The 19,086-nt window shown below is 62.6% G+C and carries 17 protein-coding genes; 3 read left to right on the forward strand and 14 right to left on the reverse strand.

The features are described from left to right. Nucleotides 1-6: 6 nt before the first annotated feature. From LT40_RS17890 to LT40_RS17955, 14 genes are all read right to left on the reverse strand, one after another. Complete coding sequence (locus LT40_RS17890) at nucleotides 7-1,338, reverse strand: hypothetical protein (RefSeq protein WP_148308580.1); 1,332 nt, start codon at nucleotides 1,336-1,338, stop codon at nucleotides 7-9. Beyond that, nucleotides 1,307-2,545 carry a glycosyltransferase family 4 protein gene (locus LT40_RS17895; protein ID WP_043192441.1) on the reverse strand — a complete coding sequence of 413 codons (1,239 nt, stop codon included), beginning with the start codon at nucleotides 2,543-2,545 and terminating at the stop codon, nucleotides 1,307-1,309. Before LT40_RS17895 ends, LT40_RS17890 begins: the two co-directional genes overlap by 32 nt. Next, nucleotides 2,542-3,546 carry a glycosyltransferase gene (locus LT40_RS17900; protein WP_043192442.1) on the reverse strand — a complete coding sequence of 335 codons (1,005 nt, stop codon included), beginning with the start codon at nucleotides 3,544-3,546 and terminating at the stop codon, nucleotides 2,542-2,544. The genes LT40_RS17895 and LT40_RS17900 overlap by 4 nt, the downstream gene beginning before the upstream one ends. A 39-nt stretch (nucleotides 3,547-3,585) precedes the next feature. After that, complete coding sequence (gene rfaH, locus LT40_RS17905; RefSeq protein ID WP_043192443.1) at nucleotides 3,586-4,098, reverse strand: transcription/translation regulatory transformer protein RfaH; 513 nt, start codon at nucleotides 4,096-4,098, stop codon at nucleotides 3,586-3,588. Further along, complete coding sequence (locus LT40_RS17910) at nucleotides 4,095-4,880, reverse strand: WbqC family protein (protein WP_084139842.1); 786 nt, start codon at nucleotides 4,878-4,880, stop codon at nucleotides 4,095-4,097. Before LT40_RS17910 ends, rfaH begins: the two co-directional genes overlap by 4 nt. A gap of 27 nt (nucleotides 4,881-4,907) precedes the next feature. Next, nucleotides 4,908-7,124: a polysaccharide biosynthesis tyrosine autokinase gene (locus LT40_RS17915; RefSeq protein ID WP_043192444.1), complete on the reverse strand. Its 2,217-nt coding sequence runs from the start codon at nucleotides 7,122-7,124 to the stop codon at nucleotides 4,908-4,910. Further along, entirely contained in the window at nucleotides 7,121-7,570 is a 450-nt protein-coding gene (locus tag LT40_RS17920; protein WP_043192445.1) for a low molecular weight protein-tyrosine-phosphatase, read from the reverse strand. Before LT40_RS17920 ends, LT40_RS17915 begins: the two co-directional genes overlap by 4 nt. Before the next feature lie 7 nt (nucleotides 7,571-7,577). Beyond that, nucleotides 7,578-8,504 carry a glycosyltransferase family 2 protein gene (locus LT40_RS17925; protein WP_043192446.1) on the reverse strand — a complete coding sequence of 309 codons (927 nt, stop codon included), beginning with the start codon at nucleotides 8,502-8,504 and terminating at the stop codon, nucleotides 7,578-7,580. Beyond that, nucleotides 8,501-10,033 (reverse strand): lipopolysaccharide biosynthesis protein, encoded by a 1,533-nt coding sequence (locus LT40_RS17930; RefSeq protein ID WP_043192447.1) that lies wholly within the window; start codon nucleotides 10,031-10,033, stop codon nucleotides 8,501-8,503. The genes LT40_RS17925 and LT40_RS17930 overlap by 4 nt, the downstream gene beginning before the upstream one ends. Nucleotides 10,034-10,058: 25 nt before the next feature. Continuing rightward, nucleotides 10,059-11,174, reverse strand: coding sequence for a DegT/DnrJ/EryC1/StrS family aminotransferase (locus LT40_RS17935; RefSeq protein WP_052393466.1), 1,116 nt, complete (start codon nucleotides 11,172-11,174; stop codon nucleotides 10,059-10,061). A gap of 56 nt (nucleotides 11,175-11,230) precedes the next feature. Continuing rightward, complete coding sequence (locus tag LT40_RS17940; RefSeq protein WP_043192448.1) at nucleotides 11,231-12,001, reverse strand: hypothetical protein; 771 nt, start codon at nucleotides 11,999-12,001, stop codon at nucleotides 11,231-11,233. Nucleotides 12,002-12,636: 635 nt separating this feature from the next. Further along, nucleotides 12,637-13,419 (reverse strand): carbon-nitrogen hydrolase family protein, encoded by a 783-nt coding sequence (locus LT40_RS17945; protein ID WP_043192449.1) that lies wholly within the window; start codon nucleotides 13,417-13,419, stop codon nucleotides 12,637-12,639. Nucleotides 13,420-13,448: 29 nt separating this feature from the next. Then, entirely contained in the window at nucleotides 13,449-15,131 is a 1,683-nt protein-coding gene (locus tag LT40_RS17950) for a flavin monoamine oxidase family protein (RefSeq protein ID WP_043193814.1), read from the reverse strand. Nucleotides 15,132-15,271: 140 nt separating this feature from the next. Then, nucleotides 15,272-15,694, reverse strand: a complete 423-nt coding sequence (locus LT40_RS17955; protein WP_192238085.1) for an Lrp/AsnC family transcriptional regulator — start codon at nucleotides 15,692-15,694, stop codon at nucleotides 15,272-15,274. Nucleotides 15,695-16,087: 393 nt separating this feature from the next. On the opposite strand from LT40_RS17955, the gene LT40_RS17960 reads away from it, so the two are divergent. The 3 genes from LT40_RS17960 (at nucleotide 16,088) to LT40_RS17970 (ending at nucleotide 19,079) form a co-directional block, all read left to right on the forward strand. Then, on the forward strand, nucleotides 16,088-17,524 hold the full coding sequence (locus tag LT40_RS17960; RefSeq protein WP_237749265.1) for a DUF2723 domain-containing protein: 1,437 nt from the start codon (nucleotides 16,088-16,090) through the stop codon (nucleotides 17,522-17,524). 107 nt (nucleotides 17,525-17,631) lie between these two features. Next, the gene (locus tag LT40_RS17965; protein ID WP_043193817.1) at nucleotides 17,632-17,883 is read left to right on the forward strand and encodes a helix-turn-helix transcriptional regulator; all 252 of its coding nucleotides are present in this window, start codon (nucleotides 17,632-17,634) and stop codon (nucleotides 17,881-17,883) included. After that, entirely contained in the window at nucleotides 17,883-19,079 is a 1,197-nt protein-coding gene (locus LT40_RS17970; RefSeq protein WP_043192451.1) for a type II toxin-antitoxin system HipA family toxin, read from the forward strand. Before LT40_RS17965 ends, LT40_RS17970 begins: the two co-directional genes overlap by 1 nt. The last annotated feature ends 7 nt before the right edge of the window (nucleotides 19,080-19,086 follow it).

The raw sequence follows: 19,086 nt of genomic DNA on the forward strand, positions 1-19,086 counted from the left end.
AAAGGTTCACGTCAGTTGAAGGCCATCGGGGTAATCATCACGGTTGCTGCGGCGTCGCTCGGTAATCAGCCAGTGCACGGGCATGGCCTTGCGGCGCAGGGCATGGGCGATGGCCATGCCCAGGAAAATCCCGCAGACCGGCACTTCCAGCACGTCGGTCGTCCAGCCCACCACCACCACGCACAGGGCCGTGCTCAACAGCCCGCGACTCATCCAGCTGTTCTTGCTGCGCAGGGTCATCAGCAGCGGCAGCAGCAGCGCATACAGCGCCGGTCCCATGACGCCGAAACTGGCCCACAGGTACATGAACAGGCTGTCGGCGACAGCGGGGTACTTGACGTTGTCCACCGGGAACATGTTCACCGCACTGCCGACCATGCCAAGGCCGCCGCCGGTCCAGCTCCAGCCACGGCGTGACACTTCGTCGGCCAGGCGCGGCCAGGTGTTGATCATGCGGTCGTACAGCGACACCAGGCTGCCTTCGGCACCGCTGGCGGCCAGGCTCGGGTCCAGCGGTGTCCACAGACCCACCAGCGGCAGCAGGGCACCCATGCCCACCAGTACGACGAAAGCGACCCGGCACAGCAGGCGCTGGTTGTAGAAAGGCATCACCAGCAACACGGCGACGAGCGCCACGGCGGTGGACTTGTTGGTGGTCAGCAGGATGGTCGCGAACGCCACCCCCAACAGGGCCAGCAGCAGCACCTTGGAGCGGGTGAAGGCGCACAGGTACAGGGTGAAGATCGCCGTCAGGGTGGCGGCCGTGGTCGACATCCGCGCAAAGCCTGCAGGGCGGTCGATGCCGTCGGCGGCCCAGGTCATGTTACCGGTCAGCTCCTGGTCGCCCAGGTTGTAGCTGTAGCCTTTCCACGGCACTGAAAACAGGCTGTCGGCGTACACGCCCACGATGGTCGCCAGCAGGCACAGGCCAACCGCCCAGCCCAGCAACTTGCGGCGCTGCTCCAAGTGTTCGCCGCACACCAGGCCGAACAGCAGCGGGATGTAGCCGAACAGGGCGAACAGCGGGTTGGCCAGGGCCGCACCGTGCAGCGCGCCCAACCCGGCCGACAGGACCATGCCCAGCAGCAGGATCCAGAACAGGCGATGGGTCTTGAGCGTGGTCAATTCCAACGCGAACAGCACCACGCACAGCACCTTGGGCAGGTACAGCAGGGCCGAAATGCCGGCCTGGTCGAAGTAATAGCGCAACGCGCCGGAGAACGTCTCGACCAGCAGCAGGGCGATCGCGGTCCAGACCACCAGCGTCGACTTGTTCACTGCAAGTCGCGCCACGGGTGCCGGTGCCTCAAAGCGACTGAGTGACAGGGCTGATTTCATGATGGACATTTCTTCTTTGCAAAACATCGAGGAACAGCTGTTGGTAACTGTCGAGCATCCGTTCCTGGTCGAGCAGGTGCTCGACGCTGTCACGCGCCTGGGCCGCCAGGCGTTCGCGCAGTTCGGGGTCGCGGTACAGCTGCAGCATCGCCAGGCCCAGCGAGCGCGGCTCGTCGGGGTTGCACAGCAGCCCGTTGATGCCGTCCTGGATGATCTCCGGCAGGCCGCCACGGGCACTGGCGATCACCGGCACCGAGTGGGCGCAGGCTTCCACTGCCACCAGGCCGAACGGCTCGTTCCAGATCGACGGCACGATGGCCACGTCGATCTGCCGATAGAAGCTTTCAGGCGACTGGTAGCCGACGAAGTGGATGTTTTCGCCGCTGGCCTCAAGCTTCAGCACCTGCTCGTAGTCCAGCTGCCCGCGCCCGGCGATCTGCAAGGTGGCGTTGAACGGCAATTTCTTGAACTGATCGATCAGCCAGCGCAAGCCCTTGGGCTCGGACAAGGTGCCCAGGTAACCGAAGCGCAACGGTTCGCCTTGGGCCATGCGGGTGAAACGCGACGGTGCATGGTCGATCTTCGGGCTGGCGTTGTAGATCACCTGCTGCGAAGCGTTGCGGAAGAAGCGGGCGTCGGTGAGCTTGCCCAGCAGGTGCTGGCTGACCCCCACCACCGCGTCGACCTGGGCCGAGCGTTCGGCATGGCCCTGGCGGAAGTGCTTGCACAGGGTGCAGGGCGTCTTGCAGGCCGTGTTCTTCTTGAACATGTTGCTGCTCGGGCACATCAGGTACATGTCGTGCAGCACCTGCACCAGTGGCAGGCCGGATGCGGAGATCTCGTCCCACGCCGACACCGACCAGCCACTGAGGTTGTGGCACACCACCAGGTCGACCTTCTCGGCCGCCAGCACTTCGCGCAGGTAGGTGCGCATGCCCATGTTGTACTTGTCGCGCAGATGCCAGCCCAGCCGGGCCAACGCGCCGGGGCGCTGTTCGCTGAAGTGCCAGTAGGTGTTGAGCAGCCCGGCGCGGTAGACCTTCACGCCTTTCACGAATTCGTGCTTGAGGCCCGCATCGGGGCCGGTGCTCAGCACGCAGACTTCGTGGCCACGCTGATGCATGCCCTCGACCGTGCGTTGCAGAACGATTTCAGCACCGCCGCCGACATGCGGCGAGTACAGGCTGCTTAGGAACAGTATCTTCATAGTGGGTACGATTCATGAATGCCCAGACGACCCGATTCCCCGTCACGCATGGCTTGTTCGAGCAAGCCCAGGCGTCGGTCCGAACCGCTCCTTTTTGCGAAATAGCGCAGCAACAGCAGAAACACCGAGCGGTTGAGCCGATACAGCAGTGTCGAGCCGGCCCACACGTGCTTGTCGAACCAGGCCTGGTTGCGCGCGGTGTAGTAGGCGCGCAGGTCCGAGTTGCCGAGCAGGAAGCTCTCGAAAATATTGTTGGTGCGCGCCTTGGCGTTCCACGACTCTTCCAGGTCGTCGAGCAACGCCTCGGTGACCAGGAAGATCTGCCCGCCGCTGGCGGTGATGCGCCGGGTGTACTCGGTGTCGTCGGCATACAGCAGCAGGTCTTCGAGCGGCAGGCCGATGCGCTGGAACACGCTGCGGTGCGCGAGCAGGCCGCCGTAGGTGGTGAACGGCAGCTGCAACAGGGACTTGCCGGCGGGCTTGCGCCCAGCAGGTCTGCCCCAGGGCGTGCGCCGCCAGACCTTGTAGGGCAACTGGGCAATGTGGAAGCCGAAGCAGCTGGATCGCAGCTGGATCGCGTAGCGATGCGGCACGCCGGCGGCGATGTCGGCCTGGTGGTTGGGGCGAAAACCCATCACCGCCGCCTTGTCCACGCCCACTAGGCGCGCGCACTCGTCCAGCCGCTGATGCAAAGTCTCGACCGCGCCCTGGGTAGGGGCGTTGTCGTCGTCCATCAGCCAGAGGTATTCCGCGCCCTGTTGCAGTGCCGCTTCGATACCGACCTTGTAGCCATTGGCCGAACCGGTGTTGCTGGGCAGCTCGATCACGGTGATCTGGGTTGGCCATTGCGTGCGCAGCGAGTTCAGATCGGCGCGCGACGCGTTGCTCACCACGACCACTCGTTCGATGTGCGCAGAGGCCAGCGAACGCTCGATCAGCGCTTCCAGGTAACACAAGCGATCGCCGTACGTCAGTGTCACCAGCGTGGTCTTGGCATTCATCGAACAGCTCTCCTAAAGCATCGTATGTCTGTGCGCCGCTCAGCAGGCGTGCGCGGTAAGCCGCTGCAGGCTGCTGCGCGGCAGGCTGATTCGCTGTTCGCGTTGCAGCATGTTGAGCAGGATCACGGCACGTTCGTCGCCGTCTTCGCAGAGGAAAATGGCCTGCACTTCACTGTCGCCGGTGCGCACGCGCACGGCCTCGCCTTCGCTGAAGCGCACCGCGTTCGCGGCGCTTGCCTGGGTGCGCTGGCGAATGCTGGCGATCAGGCTGTCCGGCACCGGGCAAGGCATGCCGCCGAAGGCGACGATGCGGCACACGCCACGGGTCGAGCGGATCGGGTACCAGTTGTCGTTGCAGTCCAGGCGGATGAACAGGTAGCCGGGGAACAGGTCCTCGTCGGCTGCGCGGCGGCTGCGGGTCAGGGCAGGGGCTGCGCGCAACGGGCGAAAGCACTCGTATTGCTGACGCAGCAGATGTTCTTCGGCACGGGCTTCCTGCCGCGGTTTGGTCTGGATCAGGTACCAGTTGGCATTGCTGTCGAAGTCGTTCATGAGCGCATCTCGATGGCGTGGGCGGAAGGACTGGTGGCCACCCTGCGGGTGTCCTGTGCAGCGCTCGGCTTGAGCGTGCTGTAGCACGGCAGCCACTGGCGGATCCGTGATACCGGGTTGAACATCAGCACGTCGATGATCGACAGGTTGGGTACGAACGGGTCCTTGAACTGCGTGTAGCAAAGCTCGTCCATGCGGTGGAAACGCAGCTCCAGGTCATGGCGGGCGAAGTACTCTTCGTCGTACAGCGCCGTGCCGCCGATGGGGTTGAGGTAGCGCTGCGCATCGAAGTGGCGCGCCAGCTTCACCACGCGGTCCTGCTTGTCCTGCACCTGGCGCTCGTCCACCGGCAGGGTGGAGGCGACGTGGATTGGCGTGTCGATCTGCAGGTACTCGCAGACCTTGCGCAGCGAGTACTCCAGGTACAGCGCCAGGTTGCGCTCCGGGTAGCTGAGCAGCGGCTTGAGCAGCGCCAGCACGTCGTCGCGGTAAGGCGCGCGGGAATAGCTCATGGCGATGGTCCTGAGCAGCTTGTCCAGCACCTGCGGGGCGCTGTCGCTGAGCTCGCGTCGGTTGATCGCCAGGTCCGAACGGTCCTTCTTCATCGGCAGGGTGAACAATGCCGGAGCGCCGGAGCTGAGCAGCCTGTTGCGGTTGACCCAACCGGGGTGTACGTACTGCAGGTTGTCGCCGAGCACAAAGGCATCGGCGCCGGCGATCAGCTGGAAATAGCCGAAATAGGGAAACCAGTAAGGCTGCATCATGGCTACGGTTCTGGACATCGGGAGACTCCTGCCTGGGTCAGGCGATTACTTTTTGCTCGGCGAATAGTCGTAGCCGTAGGCAGCGCAGTCGTACTCGGCGGTGGACGCCTTGCGGATCACGCCGTTGAATATCGCGCCTTTCACCAGCACGCCGTTCTGCGCAAGACGACGCTTGCTGACCTCGATTTCCTTGACCGAACTCTGGCCAAAACGGGCAACCAGCAGGGTGGTCCCGGCCTGGCGGCCAATCAGGCTGGCGTCGGTCACGGCGATCACCGGTGGGGTGTCGATGATCACCAGGTCGTAGTGCGGCGACAGCTCGCGCAGCAGCTTGCTGAAGTTGTCGTGCATCAACAGTTCGGAAGGGTTGGGCGCGGCAAAGCCACAGGCGATCAGGTGCAGGTTGTCCACTTCGGTGGCGTTGATCACTTCGGTGTTGCCCAGGCGCGCGGCCAGGGCATCGGACAGGCCATGCTTGGGCTGCAGGCCGAACGATCGGTGCAGGTAGCCCTTGCGCATGTCGCCGTCGATCAACAGCACGCGCTTGCCGGCCTGGGCAATGATCACCGCCAGGTTGGCGCTGACGAACGACTTGCCCACGCCCGGCATGGGGCTGGTGATCATCAGCACGTTGTTGCGCGCTTCCATCATCGCGAAGTGCAGGCTGGTGCGCAGGCTGCGCAGCGACTCGATGGCCAGCTCGCTCGGCGCAGCCACGCTGAGCAGGCGCGATTCGCGGTTGGTCACGCCCTTGCCACGTTTTTTCTGCAGGCGTTCCTGCTGGCGCGACAGCGGCAGCGAGGCGTACACCGGCATGCCCAGGTTCTCGATCACTTCCGGGTTTTCCACGCCGCGGTAGAACGCCTGGCGGATGAAGATGATCGCCACGGCGACCAGCGTGCCCAGCAGCATCGCCACCAGGACGATGACGGCACGCATCGGCTTGACCGGCTCTTCGACGTTGCTGTCGGCCTTGTCGATGATGCGCACGTTGCCGATGTTGCCGGCGCGGATGATGTCCTGCTCCTGGCTTTTGTTCAGTACCAGGGTGTAGGTCTGGGTGGTCACCTGCATGTCGCGGGTCAGGCGCAGCAGTTCCTGCTGGGTCTCGGGCAGGCCCTTGATCTGCGCTTGCAGGGAAGCCTTCTGCGTTTCGATCTGGCTGATCTGCTGGCTCAGCGCGGCCGAAGCGGGATGCTGGCGGGTGTACAAGCGATCCAGATCAGTGCGCTTGAGGCGCAGCTCGGAAAGCTGGGCGTCGTAGGCGACCATCTGGTCGAGCAGTGCCTTGGTCTCAAGGGTGATGTCCACCGACTTGGTGCGCATCTGGAAGGCGTGGAGCGCTTCTTCGGATTTCTCCAGTTCCTTGCGTACCACCGGCAGTTGCGAGCGCAGGAAGTCCAGGCGCTGGGCCGCTTCGGCCGAACTGCGCTCCACGTTCTGGCGCACGTACAGGCGGCTTACTTCATCCAGCACGCGGTTGGCCTGCACCGGGTCGGTGTCGTTGATGCTCAGGTAGACGATGCCCGAATCCTTGCCCGACTCGGCCACGCGCAGACGCTGCTGATAGTCCAGCGAGGTGTTCAGCAGGCGGTTCTTCACCAGGCGAAATTCGGTGCCGGGGCGAGCGGTCAGTTCGGCCAACTGCAGGGTGATGCCGTTGCCCTGGCTGACTTCGCCGACACGACCGCTGAGCAGTGGCGCGCCGTCGGCGTCGACCAGGCGATAGGTACCGTTCGGCCCGGCGATCAGGGTCAGACGCTCGCCCTGCAGGTTGGCCGGCACGTCCAGGTTGAACACCTCGATCTTCTCGCCGCCCCAGGCGAACGCATCCAGACCGAACAGTGGCGCGGCCAGTTTCTCGCTGCCGGTAGGGGTGAACTCGCGGGCCATGTAGCGGCCGATCGCCGGGAAGTAGCGCGGCGTGGCCACTACATCCAGCTTGAGGTCGCTGACCACTTTGCCGAGCACGGTGCGCGACTTGATCAGTTCGATCTCGGTCACCGCTTCCGATACCGAGGCTGGCTTGGTGTTGAGCTGCGGCGTGGCATCCAGGCCGACCTTCTTCGGCTCGATCTGGATCATCGCGTTGGCCTGGTACACCGGCGTGGCGACCACGGCGTAGAAAGCCCCCAGCAGGGTGAACAGCACCACTACCACGGTAATCAGTTTCTTGTGGTCGAACAAGGTCCGTAGAATCGTCGCGAGATCGATCTGGGTGTCCTTGTAATACTCCAGGTTTGAACGGTTCATCGCGGTCATCTTTGTCGATCCTCGGAACTCAGGTAGGGCAACCAGCCTTCGATACACAGAGTCAATTCGGTGTAGGTACGTTGGAAGGCTGAAAGGGGGCGGCGATAGGGATCGTCGATTTCGAAGTCGTCGCGCCACTTGCCGATCAGAAACGTTTTGCCTCGCGTGTGCGGGGCCTTGTCGGTGATGCTGCGCAGCTGGCGCTGGTCCATGACCAGAATCAGATCTGCCCAGCGCACCCTCTCGTCGGTCAGCTGGCAGGCAGCGTGTGCCGGCCGTGCTATCTGGTTGTCGCTCAACACCTGCGCTGTGAGGGCATGCATGTCTTCGCCGACGCAGGCCTTCAGGCCCGCCGATTCGACCTGCAGGTGCGGCGCGTGGTGGCGCAACAGCGCCACTGCCATGGGGCTGCGGCAGATGTTGCCGATGCAGATCACCAGAACCTTGTTGATCATGTCGTCTTCAGCCCCTTGCCGCGGCAGGCGTCAGGCGCCGCAGCAGGTTGCGGCTGACGTTGCCCGACACATGCAGCAAGGCCTTGAACTTCTGCACCGGCCTGATCGCTGCCACGCACATGCCGGACACCTGCACCAGGAAGTGCTCGTAGAGCACGCGGTCGCCCTGGCGGAAGTAGTAGTTGGCCAGGCACGCGTAGGTGTGCAGGGTCATCTGCAATTTGTTCTGGCCCGGGCGCTGGGAAAAGATGCCGCCCGGGTGCAGGCGGTAGCGCGCCGGAGCGATGTCGGCCAGGTACTTGCCCTTGCCGTGCGCACCGAGCATCGACCACCAGCACAGGTCCAGCACCGGCGCATGTTCCAGCTCGCGGGGCAGCTCGTGCAGCACGTTGCGAAAGCAGGTGGTGAGGGTCGAGATCGGCCGGGCCTTGAGCAGGTCCATGGCGGTGGCGTCGGCCTGGTACTTGCCGGTCAGCTGAATGCCCCGATCACCCTCGCTGTCGAAGGCCATGGCGTCGTGGTAGGTCAGCACGTAGTCGCTGTTGGCCTCCAGGAACTGCACCTGCTTCTGCAGCTTGAGCGGGTCGATCCAGTAATCGTCGCCTTCGCAATAGGCGATGTACTTGCCGCGTGCTCGGTTGAACAGCGCCGGGAAGCACCAGCGGCCCAGTTGGTACTGGTTGTGCTGGTGGAACACCGGTTTGATGATGTTCGGGTACTGCGCAGCGTACTGCTCGATCACTGCCATGGTGCCGTCGCTGGAGGCGTCGTCGTTGATCAGGATCTCGAAGGCGAACGTGGTGCGTTGCGCCAGGAAGCTGTTCAACGTCTGCTCGATGTAGTCGACCTGGTTGTAGGCCGGGCAGGTGATCGACAGCAACGGTTCCTGCCCCTGGGGCCAGGCTTGCATGATCTGTTGTTCGGTCCGCTTCATCGTTCGGCGCTCGCTCTGCTCAACTTCAGGAAAACCCGCTGGGCCAGTGGTTTGTAGGTGGCCGCCACCAGGGCCAGCGTCAGCACGCCGCACAGGGCCAGGGCCGCGAAGATCACCAGGCGGTCGCTGGACCCGCCGGCAATGGCCTTGAACAGCGGATGGGTCAGCAGCACGCCGAGCACGGTGCTCAGGCTGATGCGCAGAATGTCGCGCAGCCAGGGCCGGTGCAGGCCAGGCGCCAGGCGCCGATGCACCACTTGCGGCCACAGCGCGAAAGACACCAGGCGCAGCGTGAACCAGGTCACGGCCGCGCCCAGGGCGCCCCAGCCGTACACCGCAATGATCATCGCCGGCACGCTGATTGCCGCCGAAATCACGCTGTACCAGATGTGCAGGCGCATTTCGCCGTAGGCGTATTGCAGGTGGTACTGGAACGCGCTGACGGCCAGGATGGCGCTGCCCAAGGCGTACCAGAACAGAATCGGTGCACCCCACTGGGCGGCCTGGGCGTCGCCGCTCCAGGCGAACAGCAAGGGCTCGGCGTAGAACGCGATGATCGCCGCCAGGGGGAACAGGAAGGTGCTGACGAAGCGGCTGGCACCCAGGTACAGGGCATGCATGTCGCCTTCCCGGCCTTCGGCGACCTGCACCGTCATGCGCGGCAGCAGCGTCTGCACCAGCGGGTTGATCATCATCATGATCCCAGTGGTCAGCAGTGCGACCAGCGAAAAGTAACCGTATTCGGCCAGCGGCAGTACCTTGGACAACAGCACCTTGTCCAGCTGGGTCAGGACGATCCACACCACGGCGGTCAGCGACACGCTGGCGGCGAACGGCAGGATCGGCTTGACCAGCGCCCAGTTGAACCCGCTCAGAGGGGTCGGTGCGGGCAGGTGACGGTAGGCCTTGGCGGCAAAGATCAAGGTCTCCACCAGCGCCACGAACAGTTGGAATTCGAAGAACACCTGAGCGTCCTGCGACACCCAGGTCACCAGCACCAGGCCGCCGAAGTAGCGCAGGGTGGCGATCACCACGTTGGCGTTGTTCAACCAGGCGTGCATCTCCAGGCCTTGCAGGCCGCTCTTGTACAAGGTGGCGAACAGGCGCAGGCCGATCATCACACCCATCAGGATCACGCAGTTGACGATGGTCTGCGGGTCCAGTGCCTGGGCTTGCAGCCAGTGCGTGGCCATCCAGTCGCTGGCCAGGTACACGGCCAGGGCGCACACCACTGCCATGGGCAGGAACACCAGCTCGAAGGAGCGCATCAGCCAACCGCCGATGCGCTTGGCCGCCGCGCTGTCGCTGCTGCCCTGGTGATGGGCGATCTGGCGTACCAGCGACGGCGAGACACCGGCGTCGAGCAGCAGCAGCCACGCCTGCATCACGGCGTAGAAGCCGATCAAGCCATAGGCCTCGGCGCCCAGGTGGCTGAGGTAGAACGGCATGATCAAGATGCCGATCACCAGCGCATAGGCCTGGCCGAGGTAACTGAGGGCAGTGTTGTGGATGACCGAACGCTTGTTCATCGACGGTTGCCCTGGTTGCACGCTTTCATACTGCAGTGGCCCATGAAACGGGTTGGGGATAACGCAGCTCGTGACCGCGCAAAAGAGTGTCGACGACTTGATCCTGAACGGCGCGTGCCAGCCCTGGGTAGATGGGCAGGCAGAGCACGCGATCGCTCAGGCGTCGCGACTGGTACTGCACCGCTTGTGGCTGCAGGTACTCCAGGGTATCGAGCGAGGGGTAAAAATAGCGTCGTGGCGTGATGCCCGCCGCCTGCAACGCCGTGCGCGTCTGCAGCACCTGGGTTTCGTTCTGCAAGGCCACCGGGAAGTAGCTGTAGTTGATCTGGCTGCCCTCGGCCTGGCGTTGCAGGTCGAAGTAGTTGCCCAGCCGCTGGGTGTAGTAGTGGCCCATCTCGGCACGGCGCTCGAGGATGTTGTCGATGTCGTCGAGTACGCTCAACCCCATGGCGGCACAGAATTCGTTGAGCTTGGCGTTGGTGCCCAGGCCTTCGATCTTGTCCACGTCGGTGATGCCGAAGTTGCACAGCTTGCGCACCCGGGCTGCCACCTCGTCGTCGTTGGTGACGATCGCGCCACCCTCGATGGTGTGGAACAGCTTGGTCGCATGAAAGCTCAGGGTGCTGGCATCGCCCCAGTTGTACACGGACTGGCCGGCGTGCTTCACGGCAAAGGCGTGGGCGCCGTCGTACACCACCTTGAGGCGGTACTGGCGGGCAATCGCTTCGATGCGTTCCACGGCGCAGGGGTTGCCGAACACGTGGGTAGCGACGATGGCGCTGGTGTCGGCCTGCAGGCTGCCCGGGATCTGCTCGGGGTCGAGGTTCCAGGTGTGCGGATCGATGTCGGCGAACACCGGGCGAATGCCTTCCCAGTGCAGCGAACTGCTGGTGGCGACGAAGCTGAACGGCGTGGTCACGGCGCTGCCGGAGAGACCCAGTGCGCGGTAGGCCACTTGCAGTGCCAGGGTGCCGTTATTGGTCAGGATCAGGTGGCGCACGCCCAGGTAATCCTTGAGGCGTTCCTCCAGTTCGCAGCACAGCGGACCGTGGTTGGTCAGCCAGTGGGAGGCGTAGATACGGTCCACATAGGCCTTGAACTTGTCGATGTCGCCCAGATAGGCCTTGGTTACGTTGATCATTCGCTGCTCCCTGGCTGCTCGCCATTCCCCATGGTGTCCAACAAGTGGTGGTCCGCTCAGGACGCCTGACGTTTGCTGCGTGCCACTGCGCGGCGGGCGCGGTGCTGGTTAAGCCGCAAGATCATCCGCGTCGTCAGGCTGCCAGCATGGGGGTCACCGTAGTGGAACAGCGCAGTGGCGCGACGGTGGGCCGGATCGCACGGTTGGTTGGCATGCAGGGAGCGATAGCCCCAGAAGAAATACACATTGCCCGGCTTCATGCGCAGCAGCAGTGGCTTGAGCCAGCCGCGCTCGATGCACCAGCCCATCAGGCGACGGCACAACGGGTTCTGGTACACGACTTTCTCCACGGCGTTGAACAGCACGCTGCCACGCACGCGGCGCAGGTTGGGAAACAGCACCAGATCACCGCGATCCTTGCCCTGTTCGGGAATGAAGATCGGCACCAGCATGGTCAGCAGGGTCGCGTCGAAGTGAAACGCGTTGGATTCCTTCAAACCACTGTGGCCCTGCACGCAACGCAACACCGGGAACACCTGGTCGCTGGGAGCGGCATGGCCCTGGCCCTGCTCGTGCAGGCGCGCCAGGTGCTGGCGAAACTCGCTCGATACCGCGGTGGCCGCCAAGCGGCTGCCCACCAGCGGCGCATTGCCGTGATAGGCGAAGTACTGATTGTTATGGCGCGCAGCCTGGTCATCCACATAAGCACGAAGTTCTTCAAGCACGTAGGGCGCCAAAGCGTTTTCCAATACGGCATAGCCCTGTTCATTCATATCGGCCGCCAGGCGGCTCGATGTGTTTTCATCCAGGTTGAACAAATGTGGCATGAGGAAGAACCCTCCTTGGACACGCGATTGATTGAACGCCATAACTAACGTTCTGTGTGTTTGGGCAAAGCTACCGCCCGGTTCGTACTCGACGATCCCTTGAACTTGCAACTTCACTGGACAGAACAGACCACACACACCAGAGCACACAGCGCCGACCGGTAATCGAGGTCAGCGCTGGAGAGGCATACAGGGTAGTGAGTCGAGTTTGCGCGTCGCTCTTCGGCGGCGCTGCAACTGCTGTGTTGGCGGCAGATGGGTGATATATCGGCTTTGGCGGGTGGACTGTCAATTGCTTTCGTCAAAATTACTGCGGTCGTTCAAAATCACCTGTCGTAATTTCATAACTATATGATTTATATGGTGATTTATTTTTGGCGCTGGCATATTGCTGTCAGATTCGGGCTTTTATAGGTTTTCTTGACGTTGCCCCCTCGAACAGGCCGCAAACCCGCAGAATCACTGAGTTCAAGCAGTGTGCAAGTCGTCCGGATCACGAAAATTCGCACAGCCGCTGACTATTTTATGTCGTCAAAAAAAAACCATCATGGGGCATAAGACGTCCCTATGATGGTTTATTGACATCACTCAGCAACGGCCAAAAGCGCGGGCACTTCTGCCGCTGATCGGCTGTTTCAGTAAAGATCGGGTCTTCGATCGTTCAGATACGTGAAAGCACTGCGTGCCGACGCCAGGGTTGCCTTGTCCAGCGTGCCGACGATCAACGCTTCATCGCGCCCCGCCTTGGCAATCTGCTGTCCATCGGCGCCGGCAATGCTGCTGAGCCCGCAGTATTCGAAGTCCATCTCCTTGCCGCAATAGTTGGCGTACGCCACGTAGCACTGGTTTTCGAAAGCGCGGCTGCGCACGGTCACCTCGGCAATGAACCCGTAGGGCACCATATTGGCAGTAGGCACCAGAATCAGCTCGGCCCCCGCAGCGGCCAGCCGGCGGGCGTTTTCCGGGAACTCCAGGTCGTAGCAGATCAGCAGGCCCAGCTTCCAGCCATTGAATTCGAACACGGCGGGTGCCTGTTCGCCCGCGCTGAACATGGCACGGTCGGCGTCCCCGAACAGATGCGTCTTGCGGTAGTTGCCCAGGCGCGTCCCCGTGCGGTCGATCAACTGCACGGAGTTGTACACGTTGCCCTGCTCATCCAGTTCCGGGTAGCCATACAGGATGGCCAGGCCCGACTGCTGGGCGATCTGCGCAACCTGCTCGGCGTTGGCACCCTCACTGGCCTGCGCCAGGTTGCGTGCCACCCCTGCGCCGATGTTGTAGCCGCTCAGGAACATCTCCGGCAGTACCAGCAGTTCGACGTCCCACTGCGCCGCCTCGCGGGCGCGTGCCTGCAGGCGGGCAAGGTTGCCCTCGACGTCGAGCGGTTGGGACTGGCATTGGTACAAGGCTATGCGCATGCGGGCTCCTGTTGCGATCAAGGAAGCGGTCAATCCGACAGGGCAATAGGCCCCAGTTCATCGAAAACATCGCCCGGTCCGGGGTTCTCCGGGTGAGTGTAGCCATCGAAGTGGGCCATGATGCCCCACACCGCATTCAGCGACGTCTGTACCGCGCCTTCGACCCAGGCAGGCGTCCAGGACACATCGTCACCGGCGATGAAGATACCGCGTTGTGCATCAGGCAGCGCGCTTTGCATAAAGTGCGCATACATGCGTTGGTTGTATCGGTAGTGGCCGGGCAGGGCGCCCTTGAACGCACCGAGGAAGTACGGATCGGCTTCCCACGATACGGTGATCGGGTCGCCGATGATGCGCGCGGCGATGTCGACCTTGGGGTAGATCTTCTTCAAGGCATCCAGGGCCAGCTTGACGCGCTTCTCCACAGGGTGGGGAAGCATCTTCAAGGCGTCGCTCATCCAGGCGTACGACAGGCAGATCACCCCCGGTTTGTCGTCGCCGTGGTCGAACAGGTAGGTTCCCCGAGTCAGGCGGTCGGTGAGGGTCATGCTCATCAGGTCGCGGCCTGTTTCAGGGTCCTTGTCCTTCCAGAACGGGCGGTCGACCATGACGAAGGTCTTCGAGGACTGCATGTAGCGGGTGCGGTCCAGGGCCATCCACATCTTCTGCGAAAACAACGTTTCCTCGCACTCGATCTGGGTGGTCAGCAACCAGCTCTGGCACGTAGTCAGCACGGCCGCGTAATGGCGTGTGTCATCCCAGTTGTCGGTCACCGCAAAGCGGCCATCGGCAGCCCGGGCGATCTTCTTCACGCCGCCGCGCGGCGCGCCTCGGTGCAATGAAGCCAGACTGGTGCCGGCAGGCCAATGGGCGCAGCGTTCGGGCACGTGCTTCCACAAGCCCAGTGGCACCTGCTCGACGCCGCCGACCACCAGATGCTGGTGATCGTCGCAGTTGGTCATCACCACGCGGAAGATTTCCAGCATCGAGTTGGGAAAGTCCGAATCCCAGCCGCCGGTACCGAAGCCGACCTGGCCGAACACTTCACGGTGATGGAAGGACAACTGCGCAAAGGCCTTGGAGGTGGCCACGAAATCATAGAAGGTGCGGTCGTCCCACAAGGGCACCAGGGTGTTCCACAATTCCTTGAGGCGCGGCACGTCCCGGTCACGTATCGCCTGCTGAATGTCACCGAAGCGCGCGCCTTCCTCAAGCGCATCGGCCCAGGCGTCTGCGACTTCCTGAAACAGCGCCGGCAGGTCGGCCAGGGTCTGGCCATAGTAGGTCTCGCCCTCCAGGTCGATCACGGTGCTGCCCGAAGCCGGGGTCAGCGGGTTGGGGAAGGGCTTGGTCTGCAGGCCGAGCTTGTCGACGTAGTGGTAGAACGCCGTCGAAGACACCGGAAAACGCATGCCGCCCAGTTCAGCGACGATGTCCTCGGTGCCCTCGAACTTCTGCGAGCGCAGGCGCCCCCCCATTTTCGAGGCTTCGTACACCACAGGGCGCAGGCCCAGCTTCATCAGCTCGTAGGCCGCCACCAGCCCGGCGATCCCGGCACCGACGATGGCCACTTCGGCCCCATGGTGGTGTTCGGGAATTACGCCCAGCCCAGCCGGATGCTCGATCCAGTCATCGAAAGCGTAGGGAAAATCCGGACCGAACACGGTAACGGGCTTTTTGCCGTCGGCGGGGTGACGCGAAGTTGGGCTCATGGCGGGACCTTGGCTGAACGAGGAAAACGCCAGGGTCATTCTAGGCAAGGATGATGAGGTTAATAAGACACAAAGTGTCGTCGATGTGACGTTTTATCGGTCGAAAAGACGTGTCGCCGCTGCATTGTGCAGGCTTTCGGTCAATCTCTACGGTCGACCTTGTTGCTGAGGATGATCGACGTCGTGGTCTTCTCCACCCCATCGACGCTGCCGATCTGGTCCAGCAATTGGTCCAGTTGCTCCGGCGAGTCGGTGCGCAGCCAGGCCACGTAATCGAACTCGCCACTCACGGCGCACAGTTGCTGCACCTGCGCCATGCCACTCAGGCGCCGTACCACTTCCTTGCCCGAACGTGGCTGCACGGTGATGCCGACATAGGCCTGCAGGCCGCCATCCAGTGCATGCTGGCCCAGCCGTACGCCATAGCCGCTGATGACCCCGGAGCTTTCCAGCCGGGCGAGCCGCGCCGTGACCGTGGTGCGCGCAATGCCCAGCCCGCGTGCGAGCATGGCCACACTCTCGCGTGCATTGAGCTGCAAGGCGGCAATCAGCTGGCGATCCATGGCATCCAGCGCGTAGGGGTGACGATCGGACAAGGCGGGGCTCCAGAAAGGGGGAGGCAGGCAGAGGCAGGTACCGGCCTCAATTAGGCCACTGATTGGCGTCGTGCTCAAAGCATTGTTGCCAGTGGCGTGCGTCTGCGTCATGCACAGCCTTTATTCACTGTTTCCTTAGTTACGCGGAAAGTTTGACGCGGTGCATGGAAAGTACCGTCTGACTTGATGTTTCTGGCGTCAGGCGAACGGCAGGCTGAGTGCAGTGGATTGATTAAATTGAAGTGGCAAAACAATTAATCCCTCTATAGTTCGCCTGCCGAACATATCCCCCATTCATACCTTCACCGAACAGCCCGCTGCTCGCGGTCCTGAAGAGCAAGGAACAGGAGAGCAATGAACATGAGTTCGACCCGTGGCATGCACATGCCAACTTTAGTGTCTGGCTTGATGCTGGCCTGCGCCGTGATTGCCAGCTTCCTCGCGGCAAGCGGCCCGGTGCAGTGGATGGACAACGGCCTGATGCTGGCCGACGCGGCACAGGGTCCGTTGTTCAGCACCTCCCTGGGACCGGTCAGCCACCCGCTTTACGCGCTTGTCGCCCACCTGGTTCACGCGCTGCTTGGCATGCACCTGCTCAGCCTGCTCAACGCGATGCTGTTGCTGCCGCTGGCGATAGTCGTGCATGGTCTGGCGGTCAGCGTCGGCACGCCGCGCCACCTGGCGCTGCTGGCAGCGACCGCCACCGTGCTGGCCCACGGCGTATTCTGGGCCTCCACCAAGGCCGAGCCCTACGTGCTGCATGCTGTGCTGACCATCGGTACCTATTGGCTGTGCTTCACTGCACCGGCACGGCTCGGTACCACCGGCCGCCTGCTGGCCATCGGCGTGCTCAGCGGCCTTGCCCTGGCGATCCACCCGCTGACGCTGGTGGTGCTGTTGCCGCTGTACGTGCATCTGGCCATGCAACACAAGCTGCGCCTGCTGCTCGTCCTGCCTGGCATTGCCTTGGGCTTTGCCCCTGCTTTGCCTGCCGTCGTCAACGACCTGGACAGCGGCATGAATCTGTTCGAGATCATCCGCCGTTACCTGGCCGGTCCCGATCAGCTGGCGATCATTCCCGGCGGCCGCAACGACACGTTGTGGCGTTTCGACGACATGTGGCACGAGAAGAACGCGGTGGTGCTGCTGGGATTGTCCCTGATCGGCCCGCAGTTCCTCGGCCTGCTTGTGTGGCCGAAAACCCGCGCCCTGCAAGTGCTGTGGGCCGCGCTGCTGCTCAACTTCCTGTTCGCCGTGTCCTACGGCGTATTCGACCGCTTCACCCTGTTTCTGCCCGGCATCGCACTGGCCAGCATCCTGGGCGTCGCTCACTTGGCCAAGTACCTGCCTAACAATCGTTTCGGCGTCGCCGCGCTCTACCTGTCGATCGTGGCCGGGCCGACGGCCATGCTGTCGATGTGGGGGCTGTACGCCAACGGCTGGGTCAAGCTGCCAACCCACACCGAAGCGCTGCCGTTTCGCAACGACATCCGCTACTACCTGGTGCCCTACCTGGAGGACCGCTCCGCAGAACAATTCGCCCGCACCTACGAAACCCTGGTGCCACCCGGCGCCCTGGTCGTCGCCGACACCACCCCTCTGGGCGCCCTGCGCTCCGCGCAGGCCAACGGCGCGCTGCGCGGCCGCATCCTGCAAGGCTGCGAACAGAGCACCAACATCCCGCCCTACCTGAACGGCGCCGGCGCCTTTCTGCCACGCACTAGTTTCTGCGGGAACATTGGCGAGCAATTCACGTTGCAGGAAAATTTGCTGGGGTTTCGCCTGCAGGCGAAGTGAGTATTTCTGGAAAAACTCAAACGCTGCACTTTGCGCCGGCCGCAGCTTTATTTTCGCAGGAGTTAGGTATACGTTACATTGACCTTACCTTGTCACGTATACAGAACATGGACTACGAGCTCATTACCACCCGCTTGGGCAAGCAGATCAGGCAACGGCGCCTCAATCGCGGGATGACACAAGCCAAGCTCGCAGAGTTGGCCCGTGTCACGCGGCAGAAGGTCATCGCGATCGAGAAGGGCGATCTCTCGGTTGGCATGACCGCCTATGCGCGCGTGCTCGCTGCGCTGAATTGCGAACTCACGGTCATACCTGCCGTGCTGCCCACGCTGGATGAAATTCACGGGATATTCGACTGATGCCGACCCTACTGCAGGTTTCAACCCCGGAAGGAGAGAGCGGAAGAGTGATGCGCAGCGAAGATGACTACATCTTCCGTTATCGCGACGACGCCGCCGCGCACAGCGCGATCAGTTTGCTCATGCCCCCGCGAATGAATGAATACCGCCATCGCGAACTTCATCCCATCTTTCAGATGAATTTGCCTGAAGGTTACGTGCTGGAGCAGCTGCGCAATCGCCTGGCCAAGGTGACGAACGTCGATCCGATGCTGCTCCTGGCTCTTTCAGGCAGCAGTTCGCCCGTCGGGCGAGTCGCAGTCAACTCGGCGGAAGTCGATGCGCTGTTGCAACGCCAACAGTTCCCCGGAGAAAGGCTGGATGAGATCCTCGCCTGGGATGGTGCAGAGGACATCTTCGCCGGGCTGGTCGATCGCTACATCCTGCGTGCCGGCATCTCTGGGGTGCAACCCAAGGTGCTGGTACCCGAGCATCCCGACCACGCGCCGCAGCGATTCACCTCGAAAACGTCCGAACTGATCATCAAGAGCGGCCGAGATGAATTCCCTGGCCTGGCGATCAATGAGTTTCTCTGCATGTCCGTGGCCAAGGCCTCTGGAATCGTCGTGCCGGAATTCTACCTGTCCGATAACACCAAACTGTTCGTCATGCGCCGCTTTGATCGGGACAAACAGCTCAACCCTATCGGCTTCGAGGACATGACCGCACTCATGGGCTTGGCCGCCGAACAGAAATACAGCAAGAGCTACTCGTCCATTGCCAGAGCCATCCGTATGTTCTGCGCCCCTGACCAGATAGAGCATTCGCTGTCTCAGCTATTCGCTATCGTGACTCTCAGCTGCATCGTCGGCAACGGCGATGCCCATCTGAAAAACTTCGGACTGCTCTACGCCAATCCCGCCCAGGGCGATGCACGGCTTGCACCCGCCTACGACATCGTCAACACCACGGCCTATATTCCTGACGATGTACTGGCACTGGACCTGATCGGCAACAAATCGATGTTCGCCTCGCGACAGGGCTTGCTGGATTTCGCACAGCTCTGTGGTGTGGAGCAGCCGCAAGAAGTTATCCGCACGCAATTGCAAGCGTTGGAGCAGGTGCTGGCGAGCTCGGGTGAGGTGACGGAGAAAGCGCGGCACGTGGTCAGCGCAATACAGCGCAGTGCCGATCCCTTCAGGCAAACATTTGGGTAGTTTGCCT

The organism is Pseudomonas rhizosphaerae, from assembly GCF_000761155.1.
GTDB lineage: Bacteria > Pseudomonadota > Gammaproteobacteria > Pseudomonadales > Pseudomonadaceae > Aquipseudomonas > Aquipseudomonas rhizosphaerae.